General features: G+C 43.9%; 16 protein-coding genes and 1 tRNA gene. 14 read left to right on the forward strand and 3 right to left on the reverse strand.

Annotated elements, in window-relative coordinates:
• Nucleotides 1-5 precede the first annotated feature (5 nt).
• The 3 genes from ROSEINA2194_RS01915 to rsmA are packed head-to-tail and all read left to right on the forward strand — an operon-like array spanning nucleotide 6 to nucleotide 2592.
• Entirely contained in the window at nucleotides 6-1283 is a 1278-nt protein-coding gene (locus ROSEINA2194_RS01915) for a class I SAM-dependent methyltransferase (protein WP_007882733.1), read from the forward strand.
• Between the two features lie 38 nt (nucleotides 1284-1321).
• A complete protein-coding gene (locus ROSEINA2194_RS01920; RefSeq protein ID WP_021923596.1) occupies nucleotides 1322-1738 on the forward strand; it encodes a hypothetical protein in 417 nt (138 codons plus the stop codon).
• Nucleotides 1726-2592, forward strand: coding sequence for a 16S rRNA (adenine(1518)-N(6)/adenine(1519)-N(6))-dimethyltransferase RsmA (gene rsmA / locus ROSEINA2194_RS01925; protein WP_007882735.1), 867 nt, complete (start codon nucleotides 1726-1728; stop codon nucleotides 2590-2592). Before ROSEINA2194_RS01920 ends, rsmA begins: the two co-directional genes overlap by 13 nt.
• A gap of 269 nt (nucleotides 2593-2861) precedes the next feature.
• On the opposite strand, the gene ROSEINA2194_RS01930 is transcribed toward rsmA, so the two are convergent.
• Entirely contained in the window at nucleotides 2862-3167 is a 306-nt protein-coding gene (locus ROSEINA2194_RS01930) for a hypothetical protein (protein WP_007882736.1), read from the reverse strand.
• Nucleotides 3168-3215: 48 nt separating this feature from the next.
• Here ROSEINA2194_RS01930 and ROSEINA2194_RS01935 point away from each other — a divergent pair, with 48 nt between their 5' ends.
• The 6 genes from ROSEINA2194_RS01935 to ROSEINA2194_RS01960 all read left to right on the forward strand — a co-directional run bounded on the left by ROSEINA2194_RS01935 (nucleotide 3216) and on the right by ROSEINA2194_RS01960 (nucleotide 11805).
• On the forward strand, nucleotides 3216-4058 hold the full coding sequence (locus tag ROSEINA2194_RS01935; RefSeq protein ID WP_049887968.1) for a SpoIID/LytB domain-containing protein: 843 nt from the start codon (nucleotides 3216-3218) through the stop codon (nucleotides 4056-4058).
• A gap of 102 nt (nucleotides 4059-4160) precedes the next feature.
• Nucleotides 4161-4910, forward strand: coding sequence for a M23 family metallopeptidase (locus ROSEINA2194_RS01940; RefSeq protein WP_044926918.1), 750 nt, complete (start codon nucleotides 4161-4163; stop codon nucleotides 4908-4910).
• A gap of 91 nt (nucleotides 4911-5001) precedes the next feature.
• A complete protein-coding gene (locus tag ROSEINA2194_RS01945; protein ID WP_007882746.1) occupies nucleotides 5002-6669 on the forward strand; it encodes a tetratricopeptide repeat-containing diguanylate cyclase in 1668 nt (555 codons plus the stop codon).
• 302 nt (nucleotides 6670-6971) lie between these two features.
• A complete protein-coding gene (locus tag ROSEINA2194_RS01950; RefSeq protein WP_007882750.1) occupies nucleotides 6972-8567 on the forward strand; it encodes a DEAD/DEAH box helicase in 1596 nt (531 codons plus the stop codon).
• 205 nt (nucleotides 8568-8772) lie between these two features.
• On the forward strand, nucleotides 8773-10353 hold the full coding sequence (locus ROSEINA2194_RS01955; protein WP_044926920.1) for a glucose-6-phosphate isomerase: 1581 nt from the start codon (nucleotides 8773-8775) through the stop codon (nucleotides 10351-10353).
• A 96-nt stretch (nucleotides 10354-10449) separates the two neighbouring features.
• Nucleotides 10450-11805 (forward strand): sodium-dependent transporter, encoded by a 1356-nt coding sequence (locus ROSEINA2194_RS01960; protein ID WP_007882758.1) that lies wholly within the window; start codon nucleotides 10450-10452, stop codon nucleotides 11803-11805.
• Between the two features lie 31 nt (nucleotides 11806-11836).
• Here the strand turns inward: ROSEINA2194_RS01960 and ROSEINA2194_RS01965 are convergent, their stop codons facing one another.
• A complete protein-coding gene (locus ROSEINA2194_RS01965; RefSeq protein ID WP_007882759.1) occupies nucleotides 11837-12457 on the reverse strand; it encodes a DUF6553 family protein in 621 nt (206 codons plus the stop codon).
• 675 nt (nucleotides 12458-13132) lie between these two features.
• Between ROSEINA2194_RS01965 and ROSEINA2194_RS01970 the strand changes: the two genes are divergently transcribed.
• Together ROSEINA2194_RS01970 and ROSEINA2194_RS01975 are read left to right on the forward strand one after the other, a co-directional pair.
• The gene (locus ROSEINA2194_RS01970; protein WP_044926937.1) at nucleotides 13133-13447 is read left to right on the forward strand and encodes a metal-sensing transcriptional repressor; all 315 of its coding nucleotides are present in this window, start codon (nucleotides 13133-13135) and stop codon (nucleotides 13445-13447) included.
• Nucleotides 13448-13530: 83 nt separating this feature from the next.
• Nucleotides 13531-16185: a heavy metal translocating P-type ATPase gene (locus tag ROSEINA2194_RS01975; protein WP_007882762.1), complete on the forward strand. Its 2655-nt coding sequence runs from the start codon at nucleotides 13531-13533 to the stop codon at nucleotides 16183-16185.
• 71 nt (nucleotides 16186-16256) lie between these two features.
• Here ROSEINA2194_RS01975 and ROSEINA2194_RS01980 read toward each other — a convergent pair.
• A tRNA-Ser gene (locus tag ROSEINA2194_RS01980) sits at nucleotides 16257-16348 on the reverse strand.
• A gap of 169 nt (nucleotides 16349-16517) precedes the next feature.
• Between ROSEINA2194_RS01980 and ROSEINA2194_RS01985 the strand changes: the two genes are divergently transcribed.
• From ROSEINA2194_RS01985 to ROSEINA2194_RS01995, 3 genes are all read left to right on the forward strand, one after another.
• Nucleotides 16518-17591, forward strand: coding sequence for a 6-phosphofructokinase (locus ROSEINA2194_RS01985; RefSeq protein WP_044926923.1), 1074 nt, complete (start codon nucleotides 16518-16520; stop codon nucleotides 17589-17591).
• A gap of 71 nt (nucleotides 17592-17662) precedes the next feature.
• Entirely contained in the window at nucleotides 17663-19234 is a 1572-nt protein-coding gene (gene dnaX, locus ROSEINA2194_RS01990; protein ID WP_007882764.1) for a DNA polymerase III subunit gamma/tau, read from the forward strand.
• A 126-nt stretch (nucleotides 19235-19360) separates the two neighbouring features.
• Nucleotides 19361-19711 carry a YbaB/EbfC family nucleoid-associated protein gene (locus ROSEINA2194_RS01995; RefSeq protein ID WP_007882765.1) on the forward strand — a complete coding sequence of 117 codons (351 nt, stop codon included), beginning with the start codon at nucleotides 19361-19363 and terminating at the stop codon, nucleotides 19709-19711.
• The last annotated feature ends 64 nt before the right edge of the window (nucleotides 19712-19775 follow it).

Here is a 19775-nt window from a genome sequence, read left to right on the forward strand (position 1 = left end):
AGATCATGTGGAAACTAAAACAGATTTTTGATGGAGAATACGGCTGCGAAGAGCGGCAGTCGGGAGAAAAAGAAAAATGTCTTGTGATTCTCGCAAATGAAGAGGGAGAAGAAAAGACATTTGAGGCGAATGAGGACTGGATTGCGGCAATCGAAAAGCTGTCAGCAAATCCGCTCATGAAAATAATTATCAGTAAGCCGATGGCGAAAGACTGCCAGTACAAAAAGATCGTGGTGGAGAAGAAAGGCGATGGCTATCAGGCGGCAAAGTATACAGAGAAACAGGTGTTTCACGATAATTTTGGCGTAGAAGATCTGCAGGGCTATTTGATGGAAGCCATACATGATACATTCCTGCAGGTAAATGCATGGGATGAGACAAAAGAATACAGTCTTCTGATCTCAAAGAAAGGTGCGGTGACACTCAGGGCGAAAGCTTCAAAAGAAGCACCAGACACAGTCACAGAGCATAACCGGAAGAAAAATTACATTTTGGATGAGGGACAGGTGATCCCGCCGCTGGTGGATATGGGTATTTTTACCGGAGAGGGAAAAGTGGTAAAGTCCATGTATGATAAGTTCCGCCAGATCAACCGTTTTATCGAGATGATCGATGATGCGATCCGGGAATATAAAGGCGAGGAGATCCACATCATTGATTTCGGGTGCGGAAAGTCTTACCTGACTTTTATTATGTATTATTATTTTACAGAGATCCGGCACATGAAAGTGCAGATGCTTGGACTCGACCTGAAAAAAGATGTCATCGAAAAATGCAACCGGGCGGCGGAGAAATATGGCTATGACAATCTGCGCTTTGAGCTAGGTGACATCAATGGATTTCAGACGCCGTTTGACGTGGATATGGTCGTGACGCTCCATGCCTGCGATACTGCGACAGATTTTGCACTCTATAATGCAATCACATGGAATGCAAAAATGATTTTTTCCGTACCATGCTGTCAGCATGAGGTGAATAAGCAGATCCAGAGTGAGGATTATTCCCTGCTCACAAGATACGGCATTATCAAAGAGCGTTTTTCAGCGCTGACAACAGATGCGATCCGGGCGAATCTTTTGGAGTGCTGCGGATACAAAACCCAGCTGCTGGAATTTATTGACTTTGAACACACACCGAAAAATATTTTGATCCGTGCGGTCCGCCGCCCGGTCTTACCGTCCTCTGCGAAGAAAAAATATTTAGCGGAAGTGGAAAACATGTGCAGGGAATTTCACTTAGAGCCAACCCTGTATACATTATTGCGGAACGATTGCAAAGTATGATAGTATAAATGGAGCAGAAAACACAAAGGAGCGCAGGTATGGAAGATATTTTAGCAGCATTTCCGGATAGAGAAACATTTGACCGTTACTGGGAGGAAAATTATGTTCCGGTAACCTATGAGGATGTAAAAGAGGCATTTGAAGATTTCGTGACCTCCGCAGGCGGACACATCTTTTTGTCCGATTACGAGGAGGGTGGATGCATTTCCAAAGAGGATTTTAAGGACAATCTTTCACAGGAGGCGCAGTTTGCCTTTCAGGATGGTCTGACGGAAGTATTTTATGACAAAAACCCGGATTTATATGAGACAGCCTTTGCTATTTTTGAGGAGGCACAGATGTCTGGAAATCAGGATGTAAATGTGGCAGTTACGTTTCATGAAACATTTAACCGCCTGTATGCAGAGTTTTTAGATCGTTTATTTGAAGAGAAAGGCAGTATATGGCAACGTTAGGAATTCCACAGAATACCATAGAGGTTTTACAGAAATATAATTTTAATTTTCAGAAGAAGTTTGGACAGAACTTTCTGATCGATACGCATGTGCTTGAGAAGATCATTGAGGAGTCCGGAATCACAAAGGATGATTTTGTTTTGGAGATCGGACCTGGAATCGGCACAATGACGCAGTATCTCTGCGAGAATGCAAGAGAAGTGGCGGCGGTGGAGATTGATAAAAATCTGATCCCGATTCTGGCAGACACACTCAGCGCATACGACAATGTGGAAGTCATCAATGATGATATTTTAAAAGTAGATATTAATAAGCTGGCAGAGGAAAAAAATGGAGGAAAGCCGATCAAAGTTGTGGCGAATCTTCCATATTATATCACGACACCGATCATTATGGGATTATTTGAAAGCCATGTGCCGATCGACAGCATTACGATCATGGTGCAGAAAGAAGTGGCAGACCGTATGCAGGTGGGACCGGGAACGAAAGAATATGGGGCACTCTCCCTTGCAGTGCAGTATTATGCGAAACCCGAGATTGTTGCGATCGTTCCGCCGAACTGTTTTATGCCTCGCCCGAATGTCGGAAGCGCAGTGATCCGTCTCACAAGACATAAAGAAGTGCCGGTGCAGGTGAATGACGAAAAATTAATGTTTAAGATCATCCGTGCATCCTTCAATCAGCGCAGAAAGACGCTTGCCAATGGCTTGAATAATGCGCCGGACATTCATCTTTCCAAAGAAGTGATCCAGGAAAGCATTGAGGAACTTGGCGTTCCGGTCACCATCCGTGGCGAAGCACTGACGCTTCAGCAGTTCGCGCAGCTCAGCAACATCATCGGCAGCAAAATATAATAGAAGTCTGGAGTTCCTGTGGAAAGTTTATGACTGACCTCAAGGATTCTGTTGTCTGATCATAACGTAAAAATACACCAATACGAATATGGCAGGTGCTTTCGAATGAAAATTCGTGAGGATTGTGTAAATTTGTCCGATGTCATGTTTGGACTGACGGTTTATGTACATTCATAGCTGAACACTCCGCGTCAAATGTGCGCCCGGGACAAACTCAACTCAAGAATCTGGCAGGAGTAAATACAGCTATCAGCATTGTTTATAACCAGTCAAAAATTAAGCTGTTCAGATAATTTTTGACTGGACAACTGCTGATATTGCTGTATTAACTCCTGCACGATTCTTTCGCAATGAGTTTGTCCCGGGCGCACATTTGGCGTGAAGTGTCCAGCTCTGAATGAACATAAATAATCAGAAAGTCCAAACATGACATCAGACAAATCAACAAGCCGAACATTTTCATTCGAAAGCACCTGCCATATTCGTATCGGTGTATCATAACTTTTTGCAGACAACAGAATCCCTGAGGTCAGGCATAAACTTTCCACAGGAACTCCTGATAAAATTTGATTCATAAAAGCTGACTCCGTCTCATATACTTGTATATGGGATGGAGATTTTTTATGCACAGAAAAAACTTGGCAAAAAGAATAAACACGATGCTGACCATACTTCTGCTCTTGCTGCTCATACCACTTTTTCTCACCATTTTTTGCCAGAAAATGCAGCTGGAAGAATTGCTGGGAAATGTAAACCGGACAGCGGAAAAAGAGGAGGATGCGGACATGCTTTTTTGCATTGTTGCAAAGGAGATAAGCGCAGATGCACCGGAGGAATGTATCAAAGCCCAGTGTGTGATCGCCCGCACAAATCTTAAGGCAGCAGAGGAGACGGGGACAGAGCTTCCGGGGCAGATGACAATGGGCGAACTGCAGGAGCTGTGGGGCGACTATTTTTCCGAGGCAGAGGGGAAGATAAGGGAGGCGATACAGGAGACAGACGGAGAGACGCTGCAGTACCGGAATCATTACATATATGCGGCATACCATGCAGTGAGTGCAGGAAATACGAGAAATATGGAAGAATTATATCCGGATTTGGATATGCCCTACCTTTCAGGTGTGGCATGCTATGAGGATGCACAGGCGCCGGATTATCTTTCGGTGCTGTATCTGGATCAGGAGATCACGATCGAAGAGAAGGATAGCGCCGGGTATGTCACAAAGGCACAGATGAATGGGAAATCCTACACAGGAGAGGAATTGCGCGGGGAACTTGGGTTGAAATCCGCGAATTTTACGGTGACAGAACTGGAGCCGGGCAAGGTTCGAATTGTAACGAAAGGACATGGACACGGATTTGGGCTGAGCCAGTATACAGCACAGAAAATGGCTGAAAAAGGGGAGGATTACAGAAAAATTTTACAGTATTTTTTTCCCGGTACAGAGCTGGAAAATGTGGAATGAAAAACGATTCCAATTACTGTGAATAAACCGTCTGAATGTGGCAACACTATTGTTAATAGCAGTAAATGTATTCTGCTAAATAAACAATGGACGGTGAAAAATATGAGAAAGAATCACGGGTGGGCAGCCTTCTGGCAGAAAAAACAGTATATCATTGCAGGCACGCTGGTAATCCTTGCAGCAGTCGGCATGACTGTTTTATATAGCAGAGGACAGGAACAGGAGAGAAAGCAGTTAGAACAGGAAATTGCAGCAGAGATGGACACGGAGAACCAGAATGTGGCAATGGAGGAAGAGACAGAGGCAGATCAGGTTGCTTCTATTTTAAAACCGCAGACACAGAGCACAGAGACAGCAGAGGTAGAAAAGGAGAGTGAGGAAGCAGACAGTGGACAGGAAGAGGTGGCACCGACAGGAAACACTTCCCAGGCACTTCATTTTGCTGCGGAAGATGGCATCTTATGGCCGATGGAAGGAAATGTGATCTTAGATTACAGCATGGACTCGACGGTGTATTTTGCGACGTTGGACCAGTACAAATACAATCCGGCGGTCATCATTGCCGGGGATGTCAACAGCAAAGTTTATGCGGTAGCAAAAGGAAAAATCCAGAGTATTGAGACAAATGAAGTGACAGGATGTACCGTGACAGAGGATTTGGGAGATGGGTATCTCGCAGTCTACGGACAGCTTAAGGAACCGGAGTTTGCAGTGGGAGACTATGTGGAGGCAGGTCATGTGATCGGTTATGTGACAGAACCGACAAAATATTATTCTGTTGAGGGCAGTAACCTGTATTTTGAACTTCGAAAAGATGGGGTACCGGTCGATCCGATTGAATTTTTTGAATAGCAAAAATTTCCTTTTTCTTGAACACACGGAATTTCTGGATTATAATAAATTTTATTGAAATACCGAAAACAGGCAGAAAGGAAGAGACTGCATGGGAGTTCATGGATCAAATGACGTGGTAAACGCATGGAAACAGGAAGTTTTGAACAGCAGAGGAAAGGACGCAGAGCATACACTCAAATGCTGTCTTGATATAGAACGGTATGCAAAGGAACATAAAGATGCGGCACTTCTTGGTTTTGCATATTTTTACAGTGGGGAAACTTACTATCTGCTGAATGATGTGGAGCACATGTTCCACAACATTGCGCAGGCAATCCATCTGTTAGGACAGACCGGACAGTGGGAGCTGATCGCAAGGTCTTACAACCTGATGGCAATCTCTTCTGTCAACAAGGGAAATGTGTCTGCAGCGATGGATTACTATCTGACAGGATTGAATTACTGTCGTAAATATGGGATTACTAAGATGGAGATCAGCATCATGCAGAATCTTGGTAATCTGTACATGGAAAATGGTGTGTATCACGAGGCACAAAGTTATTTCGAAAAGGCTCATTCATACTGCAGAAGTAATCCAGATGTGAAGGAAAATTATGTCGGACTGATGGCCAGTTACGTGAATCTGGCACGCTGCTATATGCTGCAGGGGATGTTAGATAAGACACATGCTTATATAGAAAAACTGGATGCGGAATGTGCGTCTTATTATGAGGACATAGATATTTTATATGTGGACTGCCTGAAGGCAAGGTATTATCATCTGATCCACAATTATGTGAGACGAGATGCACAGATCCAGGAGATTGTGGAAATAATCAATAAAAATGTGCAGATCATGGAGGTGTTTGACGACCTTTGTGATTTTTGCGGGCTGATGCTGGAGATCGGCCGGGATGATGTGTTGTGGATGATCGTTGAGAAGCTGGATCGGATCGTGAAAGATTCAGGTGTGATCAATCTGCAGCGCAGAGTCATTTCCATTAAGATCAAAGGCTACCGCAAGAATCAGGACAATGCAGGTTATCTGCAGGCAGCTGGTCTGTATTATGAGCTTTCCGAGATCATGGAGCGCGAGAACAAAGATATGATCGTCAACATGCTTTATGTCAGAAGTTCTCTCGAACGTGCAAATGAGAGCCGCAGGGAGATGGAAGCAGTCAATGTGAAGCTGCTGAAACAGTCGGAGACAGATCAGATGACCGGACTGGCAAACCGTTACCGCCTGAATGATTATTCGGACAAAGTATTAGATTACTGTTATGAACACAGGCTTCCGCTTGCAATGGAGATTTTAGATATTGACTTTTTTAAGCAGTATAATGACAATTATGGACATCAGCAGGGCGATGAGTGCATTATAGCAATTGCAGATGAGCTGAAAAAAATGGAAGACAGACAGACGTTCTGTGCGAGATATGGCGGAGATGAATTTATTATCATTTACGCAGGTGCAAGTGCGGAGGAAGTGTACGCGAAGGCAGCTGCACTCCGGCAGAATATTATGGATCTGAAACTGGAGCATTTATATTCCAAGGCTTTGCCGATCGTGACGATCTCCCAGGGAATTTCGTATGGAGTTCCGGAGAACGGAAACAGGAGCTGGGATTTTCTACATACTGCAGATATGCTGTTATATCAGGTAAAGAAGAGAAGCAGAAATGATATCTGTATTGCGGATATTCGTGGGCAGGAGCTGGATTTATCCTCAAAAACAGGAAAAAGTGGAACCTTAGAGGAAAATTGGCATAAGTTATAATGAGCAATCCGCAATCGAACTATTGCTACGGCAGCTTTTTTTAGAGGTGACGGGCATATCACATTTTTACAGGGGAAAAACAGAAATACATGTGGAGTGTACGACGACTGGATTTTGCTTGGATATGGATGAAAAACAGGGAGTATTCGATTGCTTTTCATATTAACCCAGCTTTCTTTTTCATGGAAGCCGGGGTACATAGATCGTGCCGGATGTGATACGGGTATTCTGACAAAATAGTTGACAAAATGGCGACAATATGCTAACGTATACGACTGCGCATTCGCACGAAAGGAAAATATATGGAAACAGTAAGATTTGATGAATTAGATTTATATCCACAGGTACTCCGTGCTATCAAAGAGATGGGATTTGAAGAGGCGACTCCGATCCAGAGTCAGGCGATCCCGGTTGTGATGTCAGGAGTTGATGTGATCGGACAGGCACAGACAGGAACCGGAAAGACAGCATCTTTTGGTATCCCGGTGCTTCACAAAGTAGACCCAAATAATAAAAAGACACAGGTGATCATCCTTTCACCAACCAGAGAGCTTGCGATCCAGGTGTCGGAAGAAATCCGTAAATTAAGCAAATATATGCATGGCGTGAAAATCCTTCCGGTATACGGCGGACAGGATATCAACCGTCAGATCAAGGCATTAAAAGGTGGTGCACAGATCATTATCGGTACACCGGGACGTGTCATGGATCATCTCCGCAGAAAAACAATCCGCTGCGAGGCAGTCAATACGATTGTTTTAGACGAGGCGGACGAGATGCTGAACATGGGATTCCGTGAGGATATCGAGACGATTTTGGAATATATCCCGGAAGAGGGAAGACAGACGGTTCTGTTTTCTGCGACCATGCCAAAGCCGATTTTAGATATCACAAAGAAATATCAGCATGACGCAGTGACCATTAAGGTGGTAAAAAAAGAACTGACCGTGCCAAGCATTGAGCAGTATTATTATGATGTCAAACGCAAGGACAAGACCGAAGTTCTGACAAGACTGTTAGATTACTATAATCCAAAGCTTTCCCTCGTATTCTGTAATACTAAGAAAATGGTGGACGAGCTTTCCGAGGAGTTAAAGAGCCGCGGTTATATGGCAGAAGGACTTCACGGCGATATGAAGCAGGCACAGCGTGACCGTGTCATGAAAGCATTCCGCTCCGGACGTGTGGAAATCCTGATTGCTACAGATGTTGCTGCGAGAGGAATTGACGTTGATGATGTGGAAGCAGTATTCAATTATGATATTCCACAGGATGACGAGTATTATGTACACCGTATCGGACGTACCGGACGTGCAGGACGTACCGGACGTGCGTTCACTTTTGTAAAAGGAAAAGAGGTTTACAAGTTAAAAGATATCATGCGTTACTGCAAGACCAAGATCCTTGCAATGCCAATCCCATCTTCCGATGATGTGGCACAGATCAAGGCAGAGAAAGTGATGCAGGGAATCGGTGAGATCATTGAGAATGAAGATTTAAAAGAGATGATCGAGATCATCGAAAAGCAGGTCAATGATTCCGATTACACCGCAATGGATATCGCAGCAGCCTTCTTAAAACAGGCACTCGGTCAGGTGAATCTGGAAAACGACAGAGAGAATGGCGAGATCGACTGGGATAACACCGGAGCCGAAGAAGGTATGGTTCGTCTCTTCATTAACATCGGTAAAAAAGACCGCGTGAAACCGGGCGATATCTTAGGTGCCATCGCAGGTGAGTCAGGAATGCCTGGAAAACTCGTCGGTGCGATCGATATGTACGACAAATACACCTTCGTGGAAGTGCCAAGAGAGTACGGCAAAGAAGTATTAGAAGCTATGAAGAATGTGAAGATCAAAGGACGTTCCGTCAATATGGAACCGGCAAATCAGAAATAGAAAATAAAAAGAGAGTCTCTTTTGTGAAATTTTTAAGCAAAATTTCGAAAGAGACTCTTTTTTTGGTGTATTGCGCTACTTGAATTCGATTACATTTAATAGTATAATTTTTCACGGTTGTATAAATAAAAGGCAAAACAAGGAGTAAAATCCTCTGCTCCTGCAAGGGCAGTCGCATTTTGCTTCGCAAAACAAGGAGGATAACATCATGGAGTGGAAGAATTTAGATACCCTTACTTCTTTTGAAGAATTGTCAAAGGTTGCAGAGGTTGACCTGACAAAAGTAATGTCCGGAGAAAACGGCGCAGAGCGTGTGAAGAAATACAGCACACCGATGGCAGAGGGACTTGCATATAATTATGCTGCAAAAAAAGTGGATGATAACACACTTGCAGCACTTGCAAAATTAGCTGAGGAAGCACAGCTTTCTGAAAAATTTGCAGCTCTTTATAATGGTGAAGTTGTGAATACAGGCGAGAAACGTCTTGTGCTTCATCATATGACACGCGGACAGCTGGGTGATGCAGTCGAGGCAGATGGCGTAGACAAACGTTCTTTTTATGTAGAACAGCAGAATAGAATTGCAGATTTTGCAAACAAGGTACATGCCGGAGAGATCACAAATGCAGCAGGTGAAAAGTTTACAACTGTAGTTCAGATCGGTATTGGCGGAAGTGACCTTGGACCACGTGCAATGTATCTTGCACTGGAGAACTGGGCAAAGAAAAACAACACATTCAAGATGGAAGCAAAATTCATCAGCAATGTAGACCCGGATGATGCAGCAGCAGTATTAGCTTCTATTGATGTTGCACATTCCATTTTCGTACTTGTATCAAAATCAGGTACAACATTAGAGACATTGACGAATGAGTCTTTTGTAAAAGATGCATTGAAAAATGCAGGACTGGATGCTTCTAAGCATATGATCGCTGTTACAAGTGAGACATCTCCTCTGGCAAAGAGTGATGATTATCTGGCAGCATTTTTCATGGATGATTATATCGGAGGACGTTTCTCTTCTACATCAGCAGTTGGCGGAGCTGTCTTATCCCTGGCATTCGGACCGGAGGTGTTTGCACAGTTCTTAGACGGTGCAGCAGAAGAAGATAAACTTTCTTTAAATAAAAATATGTTAGAGAATCCGGAAATGCTCGACGCATTGATCGGAGTTTATGAGCGTAATGTACTCGGCTACCCGGCTACAGCCGTTTTACCATACTCCCAGGCTTTGAGCCGTTTCCCTGCACATTTACAGCAGTTAGACATGGAGTCTAACGGTAAATCTGTAAACCGTTTTGGTGAGTCTGTAAATTACGTGACAGGACCGGTGATCTTCGGTGAGCCTGGTACAAATGGACAGCATTCCTTCTATCAGTTATTACATCAGGGAACAGATATTGTTCCGCTTCAGTTCATCGGATTTAAGAACAGCCAGATCGGAACGGATGTTGTGATACAGGACAGCACAAGCCAGCAGAAACTCTGCGCAAACGTTGCAGCCCAGATCGTAGCATTTGCATGTGGTAAGGCAGACGACGACCGCAACAAGAATTTTGAAGGTGGACGTCCATCTTCCATCATCATCGGTGAGGAATTAAATCCTAAGACACTTGGTGCTTTACTTGCTCATTTTGAGAACAAAGTTATGTTCCAGGGATTCTTATGGAATATCAACAGCTTCGATCAGGAAGGCGTTCAGCTTGGAAAAGTTCTTGCAAAACGTGTTCTTGCACATGACACAGACGGAGCATTAAAAGTTTATAGTGATCTGTTAAATATCTAATATACAGAATATATTGCAATGAAAACACCTTTTCGTGAGACAGCAGAAAGTTGCAGCCGAAGCGGAAAGGTGTTTTTGACTGAAAGGGATTAGTTCATGAAAAGAGAATCTTTCAAATCACGTCTGGGATTTATTCTGGTAAGTGCTGGATGTGCCATTGGAATTGGAAATGTATGGAGGTTTCCTTATGTCGTAGGAGAAAACGGCGGAGGATTGTTTGTAATCCTTTATCTCGTGTTCCTGATTGCCATGGGACTTCCGGTTCTGACGATGGAACTTGCCGTGGGACGTGCAAGCCGTAAGAGTGCCGTGTTAGGTTACAAGGCGTTGGAAAAACCGGGAAGCAAGTGGCATCTTCACGGCTGGGCAGCGATATTTGGCTGCTACATGCTGATGATGTATTACACGACAGTTTCCGGGTGGATGATAACTTATTTTTATAAATTCCTGACGGGTGAATTTCAGGCTGGTATGGATGCGGAGGCTGCCGGAGCAGTATTTTCCAACCTGCTTGCAGACCCGTTGCAGATGAGCTTCTGGATGATACTCACGGTCATTCTGGGCTTTTTTGTGTGCAGCAGAGGTTTGCAAAATGGTCTGGAAAAAATAAGCAAAGTCATGATGAGTGCCTTGCTTGGCCTGATCGTGATCCTTGCGGTACACAGCTTTACTTTATCAGGTGCTGGTGAGGGTGTACGTTTTTATCTGATCCCCAATATGGAAACGGTGAGGGAAGTGGGCATTGGAAATGTCGTTTCAGCGGCAATGAATCAGGCGTTCTTTACCTTAAGTCTCGGAGTTGCAGCCATGGAGATCTTCGGAAGCTATATGGGTCGTGATAACAGTCTTGCAGGAGAAGGTGTCAGAATCTGTGCACTGGATACATTTGTGGCAATCATGGCAGGACTGATCATTTTCCCGGCATGTTTCAGCTACGGCGTGGAAGTCGGGGCAGGACCAAAACTCATTTTCATCACGCTGCCAAACGTATTTGTAAATATGGAAGGCGGTCGTATATGGGGAACACTGTTCTTTTTGTTTATGACTTTCGCAAGCTTTTCCACGATTATTGCGGTATTTGAAAACATCATGTCATTTTGTATGGATATGTTTGGTTGGGATCGAAAAAAAGCGGCACTGGTCAACTGTGTGATCATACTGATTGCCAGCATGCCATGTGTACTTGGATATAATGTGTGGAGTGATCTGCACCTGATCGGTGGCAGAGATGTGTTAGACAGTGAGGATTTTATTGTGAGCAATCTGTTGCTACCGGGTGGTTCCCTTATTTATCTGTTATTCTGCGTCACAAAATGGGGATGGGGATTTGATAACTATCTGGAAGAAGCAAATACTGGAAAAGGTCTTAAGATCGCAAAAGGATTAAAACCATATTTCCAGTTTGTGCTTCCGGTATTGATTTTATTTATCCTAATCCAGGGATTAATCTGATTTTATTGATTCTCATCAGGGATTACTCTGATCAGGAGTTTACAACTTCGTACCAGTAGGAAGAACCATTTTCTATCATATTACAGTAGGTGTTGACCATCACTTCGCGGAACGGAGCGAATTCGTCAGCAAGTTCGAGCTTTTGTGGGTAAGTTCTTGTGACGAAGTCGATCTCTTCCGCGATTTTTCTTGCAACGGATGCATCTTTGATCGGCACAATGCCAAAAAGAGTGGAGCAATAAGTTTTGCTTCCCGTGCAGGAGGCAAGCAGAACTTTCGCAAAATTTTCCCACTCTGTCAGCAGAACTGCCTGTTCTGTTTCATTCTCAGGTGCGTATTCGAGCAGACAGAGATCTTTCATATATTGTTTTAATTCTTTTTGCAGATGCCGCTTGTTGAAAAAAGAAATTCCGGCAGCACCGGATGCTTTGATCATCATCCATGCTTTCATGAAGGCATCGTTCTTGCCGTCTTTTCCATAACGTTTTTCCAACAATTTCATACGGTAATTATCATTTGGAAGATCCAGCCCCCGGCTGATCGCCTGAGCGAGAATCTCTTTTCTTTCTTTGGCATTTTCTATCTCATAATAATGTTCCGGCCAGTTTTCGAGGGGATCGATCTGGGCGGGTTTTTCTTTTTTCAAAAGCATAGGGAAGTCCTTTCTCTGGTTTTTTGGGGAATGCGAAACTCTGGCAAAGTTGCTTTAAATTGTTCAAAATTAACAAAATTTTCGAAAACACGCTTCCGCTACGTGTCGCTGGTAGCGGTACTAAGAAGCCAGTCACGGCTTATGCCGCACCTGCCTTCTAAGTGCCGACCGCTCCCCAGTGTTTTCTCAAGCTTTTGTTAATTTTGAACAATTTCATTCACGTTTTTAGGAGTTTCGCAATTATCTATTTTAGTCTTTATTAGATCATGATTTCTAGTCCGCAGTGCACGCCAGAAAAATCAGAGATTTTCCTGGCTGTCGGGCATTCGCCCTATCATAGACAGGAAAAATATTTCCTTGCCTGCAAGCAGTCAGAAAATATTTTCTCTGTCTATGGCACTGCTCATTGCTTACGCACATTATATCATGAACTTATATTATTTGCATTGTTAAGTTAGGAATTGTTATGGGAACGAAATACAGGAGAACGGTAATAGAAATTTAGTTAATGAGAAAAATAGTAAATAATGATGCTTGACTTTTCTTTTATCCTATACTATATTCAAAATACCCCATAGGGGTATATAAAATATGATGAATGACAAAATCATAAGTGGTAAAAATAATATTCAGATAACAAAATCAGAGTGCGGCGGACAGAAAGGATGTGGAGCTATGACATGTTGTTGTAAAGGCAATGAGGATGGCAATGTAAAACATAAACAGCGTGATGAGCAGGAGAAGAAAGCGCTCATGACACGTTTGAGCCGCATTGAAGGACAGGTGCGTGGGATCAGGGCGATGGTGGAGGACGACCGTTATTGCGTGGATATTCTCACACAGGTGTCAGCGATCCAGGCGGCCTTGAATGGGTTTAACAAAGAACTTCTGGCGAGACATATCAAAACCTGTGTTTCGGAGGATATCCGCGAAGGAAATGAAGAGGCAGTCGATGAACTGTGTGAACTTTTGAAGAAACTGATGAAATAAAGAACTCTGACAAAGTTATATCCGAAGTTTCAGCAGAACTCCGGATATTCAAAAACAGAACATAACAGGAAAGGACGATATACATGAAAGAGAGATTTGATGTTACAGGCATGACCTGTTCCGCCTGCTCTTCCCATGTGGAGAAAAGCGTGAGCAAGCTCACCGGGGTGGAAAATGTCAGCGTGAATCTGCTGACAAACAGTATGCAGGTCGAATTTGATGAGAATAAACTTGATACAGCAGGAATTATCAAGGCAGTGGAGGATGCCGGATACGGTGCGGCGGTGAAAGACGGGCACGCAAAATCCGGGGCAAAAACGTCCGGACAGTCTGGCAGTCAGGAAAACAATGGACTTTCAGCCGTAGAGCAGAATGTGAAAAACATGAAAAAGCGGCTGATCGTCTCACTGATTTTCTGGATACCGTTGATGTATGTGTCCATGGGACATATGATATATCAGTGGCTCAACATTCCGATGCCGCCGTTTACCATGAACTTTCTGCATGGAAATGAGAATGCAATCACCTATGCGTTTACGCAGTTTTTACTGTTGCTGCCAATTTTGATCGCAAATCAGAAATATTTTAAAAACGGATTTAAGACATTGTGGCACAGAAGTCCAAACATGGACAGCCTGATCGCAATCGGTGCGGGTGCGGCAATTCTCTATGGTATTTTTGCAATTTACCGTATCGGTTATGCGATGGGACATGGCGACATGGCGGTCGTACATCAGTATGCCCATGACTTATATTTTGAGTCAGCCGGAACGATCCTGACACTGATCACCATTGGAAAATATCTTGAGACGAAGTCCAAGGGAAAAACAAGCGAGGCGATCACAAAACTTCTGAATCTCGCACCAAAGACCGTGACGGTTGTAAGAGATGGTGTGGAGCAGGTCGTGGATGCAGCAGATGTGGGAAAAGGAGAAATCTTCCTTGTAAAACCGGGTGAATCGGTTGCAGTGGACGGTATCGTGCTGGAGGGAAAATCCTCTTTTGACGAATCTGCGATCACAGGTGAGAGCATTCCGGTGCCAAAACAGGAGGGAGATACCATTGTCTCTGCATCCATAAATAAATCCGGACTCATCCGTGCAAAAGCAACAAAAGTCGGTGAAGACACTACAATTGCGCAGATCATAAGGCTGGTTGAGGAAGCTTCCTCAAGCAAAGCCCCGATTGCAAAAATGGCAGATAAAATTGCCGGAGTCTTTGTGCCGGCCGTTATTACCATTGCACTGATCACAGGAGTTATCTGGCTGATCTCCGGCGCAACGTTTGAGTTTGCCATGTCAACTGCGATCGCAGTGCTTGTGATCTCGTGTCCGTGCGCACTTGGTCTTGCAACACCGGTAGCAATCATGGTTGGAACCGGAAAAGGTGCAGAGAACGGGATCCTCATCAAATCCGGTGACGCATTAGAGACGGCACATCAGATCGACACCGTTGTGTTAGATAAGACGGGAACTATCACGCAGGGAAAACCTGTCGTGACAGATATTATCTGTGCTGCCGGAAAGAATGCAGATAAAACGCGGCTTCTTCAGATTGCAGGAAGTCTTGAAAAAGGCAGCGAACATCCGCTTGCTGAGGCGATTGTAAACTATTGTTTGACAAACAATATTTCTCTGGAAAAAGTAACAGATTTCAACGCTTTATTTGGAAAAGGAATCGAAGGTACAGTGTCCGGTACACACTACTATGCCGGAAATGAGAAGATGATGGAAGAGAAAGGAATCAGCCTTTCCACAGAACAGAAAAACCAGATCCAGGCACTTGCCAAACAGGGCAGGACACCACTTCTTTTTGCAGATGAAAAACAGTTCCTTGGAATTGTGGCAGTTGCAGATGTGGTAAAACCGACCAGTAAAGAGGCGGTACAGAAATTCCGTGATTACGGCATACATGTCATTATGTTAACCGGTGACAACGAAGTGACCGCACAGGCGATCAAGGAGCAGGTTGGTATCGATGAGGTGATCGCCGGGGTTCTGCCAACACAGAAAGAGGAGAAAATCTCAGCCTTAAAACAGGCAGGACATAAAGTAGCGATGATCGGTGACGGCGTCAACGATGCACCGGCGCTTGCCTCCGCAGATGTGGGAATTGCGATCGGGGCAGGAACAGACGTGGCGATCGAGAGTGCTGATATCGTACTGATGAAAAACGATTTACTTGACGCTGTAGGTGCAGTAAAATTAAGTAAAGCCGTGATCCGCAACATCAAAGAAAATTTATTCTGGGCATTCTTTTACAACAGTATCGGAATCCCGCTTGCAGCTGGTGTTTTGTATCCGCTTTTCCAGATAAAATTGAACCCGATGTTCGGTGCAGCAGCCATGAGTCTGAGCAGCGTATGTGTGGTAAGTAATGCACTCCGGTTAAGATGGGTAAAACTGCACGATGCGAAAAAGACACAAAGTGAACCGCATCAGGATGTCGCTGCAAGTACAATTGCAGATATTAACCAGCACAATGCACTGGATAATAATATAAAATCAACAAACAATGATAAAGGAGAATCAACTATGACAACAACAATTTCAATCGAAGGCATGATGTGTGCCCATTGCCAGGCACATGTAGAGAAAGCATTAAAAGAGGTCGCAGGCGTAACAGAAGTTACCGTAAGCCTTGAAAACAAAAATGCAGTCGTAACAGGCGATGCTTCTGTAGAAGCATTAAAACAGGCAGTTGTAGATGCGGGTTACGAAGTGACAGATGTGAAATAAAGCATTTTCGAAAGCAAATTTTAATATAAAAAGGATATCGCATGGAATTACCATGCGATATCCTTTTTTAGCGGAGATAGCGGGATTTGAACTCGCGCGCCGGAACATTTACCGACCTACCGCATTTCGAGTGCGGACCCTTCAGCCACTTGGGTATATCTCCATAGAAAAACGTGATACGCTTTTCTTTTTGTATAAAAATACTTGTTTAGTATACCATATTTTCTATAATCTGCAAGCTTTGAAATAGTTGTACCTGTTAAAAAAATATATTATAATCTAGATTAGCAATGAAATCATTTAATATAGTAATGAGAAAGGACTGTTTACGTATGAAAAGAATCGGAATGTTGACAAGCGGCGGCGACTGTCAGGCACTGAATGCTGCTATGCGTGGTGTGGTAAAAGGACTGAGCAATAATGTAGATGAACTTGAGATATACGGATTTCACAATGGATACAAAGGGCTGATCTATGGAGATTACCGTCTTTTGACTTCAGCAGATTTTTCCGGAATCCTCACGAAAGGTGGAACAATCTTAGGATCTTCCCGTCAGCCATTCAAACAGATGCGTGTGCCGGATGAGAATGGTCTCGATAAAGTAGAGGCAATGAAGCAGACTTATCATAAATTAAATCTGGACTGTCTTGTGATCCTTGGCGGCAATGGAACGCAGAAAACGGCAAACCTTCTCCGGGAAGAGGGCTTAAATGTGGTTCATCTTCCTAAGACGATCGATAATGATATTTATGGAACAGATGTCACTTTTGGCTTTCAGAGTGCGATCAACATTGCAACAGAGGCGATCGACTGCATTCATACGACAGCAGCTTCCCACAACCGTGTATTTATCGTGGAAGTTATGGGACACAAAGTCGGCTGGCTGACGTTATATGCAGGAATTGCCGGTGGTGCGGACATTATCCTGCTTCCGGAGATTCCATATGATATCAATAAAGTGATAGGAGCTATCAACAAGAGAACAAAAGCAGGAAAAGGATTTACAATTCTTGCAGTTGCGGAAGGTGCGATTTCCAAGGAGGATTCATCCCTGACAAAGAAAGCATACAAGGCAAAAGTGGCCGACCGCAAATATCCGTCCGTTTCCTATGAGATTGCGGATCAGATTTATGAAGCAGCAGGCGTTGAGGTCCGTGTTACGGTTCCGGGACATACACAGCGGGGCGGAAGCCCATGTCCATATGACAGAGTGCTCTGTACCAGACTTGGCTCTGCAGCAGCACAGGCAATCATTGAGGAAGATTACGGCTACATGATTGCAATGATCAATGGAGAGACAAAACGTGTGCCATTGGCAGAGGTTTCCGGCAAATTGAAAACCGTTGATCCGGACTGCCAGATGATTCAGGAAGCAAAACGTATCGGAATCAGTTTTGGTGATTAAAAACATAAAAAAATGAATGCCCGGCAAACTGCATCGTCAGAGCCGGGCATAACTAAGAGAGGAAAAACAGCATGTCATATACGGCGTTGTACCGGAAATTCCGTCCACAGGAATTTGAAGATGTAAAAGGACAGGATCATATCGTAACAACTTTGAAAAACCAGATAAAAGCAGATCGTATCGGACATGCCTACTTATTTTGCGGAACAAGAGGAACCGGTAAAACGACGATCGCAAAAATTTTTGCAAAAGCAGTCAACTGTGAGCATCCGGTGGATGGCAGCCCTTGTGGGGAATGTCCGACCTGTAAAGCGATTGCGGCGGGCAGTTCCATGAATGTGATCGAGATCGATGCGGCGTCCAACAATGGCGTGGACAATATCCGTCAGATCCGTGAGGAAGTGGAATACCGTCCGACCGAGGGAAAATACAAAGTATACATTATCGATGAGGTTCATATGCTTTCCATAGGAGCGTTCAACGCACTGCTAAAAACGTTGGAGGAGCCACCGTCATACGTTATTTTTATTCTTGCCACAACGGAAGCACACAAGATTCCGATAACGATTTTATCCCGTTGCCAGCGATACGATTTCCGGAGAATTTCCATTGATACGATTGCAGGACGCCTGACGTATCTTATGGAAAAAGAGCAGGTAAATGTGGAGGAGCGGGCAATCCGTTACATTGCCAAGGCAGCAGATGGTTCCATGCGGGATGCATTGAGCCTTTTGGATCAGTGTATTGCATTCTATCTCGGGCAGGAACTGACATATGAAAAAGTGCTTGAGACGCTTGGCGCAGTAGATACGGAAGTGTTCAGCCGCTTGCTCAGACAGATTTTGGATAAAAACGTGACCGGGGCAATTCAGGTGATTGACGGGATGGTCATTGAAGGACGCGAGATGGGGCAGTTTGTAACAGATTTTACATGGTATCTGCGAAATCTTCTTCTTGTCCAGAGCTCAGATAATATGGAAGATGTACTTGACATTTCTGCGGATAACCTTGCATTGTTAAAAGAAGAAGCGGAAATGGTCGATCCGGAAATCTTAATGAGATACATCCGTATTTTTTCAGAACTCAGCAATCAGATCAAATATGCAACGCAGAAGCGTATTTTGATTGAAATAAATGTAATAAAGTTATGTAAACCAGAAATGGAAAAAGATTATACATCACTCATAGACCGTGTGGACAGTCTGGAAAAAAAGCTGGAAAAAGGTGTTGTTGTTGCACAATCCCAAAGCCCCAGGCAGGGCAGTGAGGTAACTGCATCGGAAGAAATTGCAAAAATGGAGCTCCCAAAAGCAATCCCGGAGGATGTCAAACAGATTATTGGAAACTGGAAGGGAATCCTGTCCCAGCTTACCGGAATTACCAAAACCTATCTGAATAAGGCAGTTCCAACACTTGGACCAAATAACTGTCTGCTTCTGGTATTTGAAGATCCGAATGCGTATGAGTACATTTCGGAAAATCGTTCAGAATGTCAGGACAGTCTGAAAATGATGATTGCAGAGCGGATTGGAAAAGAAGTGGAACTTCAGGTGAAACAAAATGACACCGGACACGCGAGTGAGGAGATTTATCCGGATCTTAGACAACTTATCAATTTTGAGATTGAAGAAGATGATTTCTAATTTCCAGCTGGACGAATCTGGAAAATTATATTATCATGTAGCATAGCTTCATGATCGCTATCTATACGAGCCTTGCTCGACAGTCTTTATATATCATGAGTTGAAAACAATTATGGAGGAATTACAATGGCAAAAAGAGGTGGATTCCCAGGTGGTATGCCTGGAAATATGAATAATCTGATGAAACAGGCACAGAGAATGCAGCGTCAGATGGAGGAAGCTCAGAAAGAGTTAGAAGAAAAAGAAGTAACTGCAACAGCAGGCGGCGGAGCAGTTGAAGTAACAGTTTCTGGAAAACATGAAGTGACAAAGATCAAATTATCCGAGGAAGTTGTTGATCCGGATGATATCGAGATGTTAGAGGATCTTATCATGGCAGCTACCAATGAAGCATTCCGTAAACTCGATGAGGAAAGCCAGAGCTCTATGGCAAAAATCACCGGTGGCATGGGTGGTTTAGGGGGACTTCCATTCTAAAACCGGAGTTTAACTGGCGTAGTGTCGCAGATTCTGTGGTGCGGTTATAGGTTATGAAGGGCAG

This window comes from Roseburia inulinivorans DSM 16841, from assembly GCF_000174195.1.
Classification (GTDB): Bacteria; Bacillota; Clostridia; order Lachnospirales; family Lachnospiraceae; genus Roseburia; species Roseburia inulinivorans.

Bases quoted from the DNA above. Each gene is read 5' to 3' on its own strand.
- ROSEINA2194_RS01915 (WP_007882733.1), top strand. From the start codon at position 6: ATGTGGAAACTAAAACAGATTTTTGATGGAGAATACGGCTGCGAAGAG.
- ROSEINA2194_RS01920 (WP_021923596.1), top strand. From the start codon at position 1,322: ATGGAAGATATTTTAGCAGCATTTCCGGATAGAGAAACATTTGACCGT.
- rsmA (WP_007882735.1), top strand. From the start codon at position 1,726: ATGGCAACGTTAGGAATTCCACAGAATACCATAGAGGTTTTACAGAAA.
- ROSEINA2194_RS01930 (WP_007882736.1), bottom strand. From the start codon at position 3,167: ATGAATCAAATTTTATCAGGAGTTCCTGTGGAAAGTTTATGCCTGACC.
- ROSEINA2194_RS01935 (WP_049887968.1), top strand. From the start codon at position 3,216: ATGCACAGAAAAAACTTGGCAAAAAGAATAAACACGATGCTGACCATA.
- ROSEINA2194_RS01940 (WP_044926918.1), top strand. From the start codon at position 4,161: ATGAGAAAGAATCACGGGTGGGCAGCCTTCTGGCAGAAAAAACAGTAT.
- ROSEINA2194_RS01945 (WP_007882746.1), top strand. From the start codon at position 5,002: ATGGGAGTTCATGGATCAAATGACGTGGTAAACGCATGGAAACAGGAA.
- ROSEINA2194_RS01950 (WP_007882750.1), top strand. From the start codon at position 6,972: ATGGAAACAGTAAGATTTGATGAATTAGATTTATATCCACAGGTACTC.
- ROSEINA2194_RS01960 (WP_007882758.1), top strand. From the start codon at position 10,450: ATGAAAAGAGAATCTTTCAAATCACGTCTGGGATTTATTCTGGTAAGT.
- ROSEINA2194_RS01965 (WP_007882759.1), bottom strand. From the start codon at position 12,457: ATGCTTTTGAAAAAAGAAAAACCCGCCCAGATCGATCCCCTCGAAAAC.
- ROSEINA2194_RS01970 (WP_044926937.1), top strand. From the start codon at position 13,133: ATGACATGTTGTTGTAAAGGCAATGAGGATGGCAATGTAAAACATAAA.
- ROSEINA2194_RS01975 (WP_007882762.1), top strand. From the start codon at position 13,531: ATGAAAGAGAGATTTGATGTTACAGGCATGACCTGTTCCGCCTGCTCT.
- ROSEINA2194_RS01985 (WP_044926923.1), top strand. From the start codon at position 16,518: ATGAAAAGAATCGGAATGTTGACAAGCGGCGGCGACTGTCAGGCACTG.
- dnaX (WP_007882764.1), top strand. From the start codon at position 17,663: ATGTCATATACGGCGTTGTACCGGAAATTCCGTCCACAGGAATTTGAA.
- ROSEINA2194_RS01995 (WP_007882765.1), top strand. From the start codon at position 19,361: ATGGCAAAAAGAGGTGGATTCCCAGGTGGTATGCCTGGAAATATGAAT.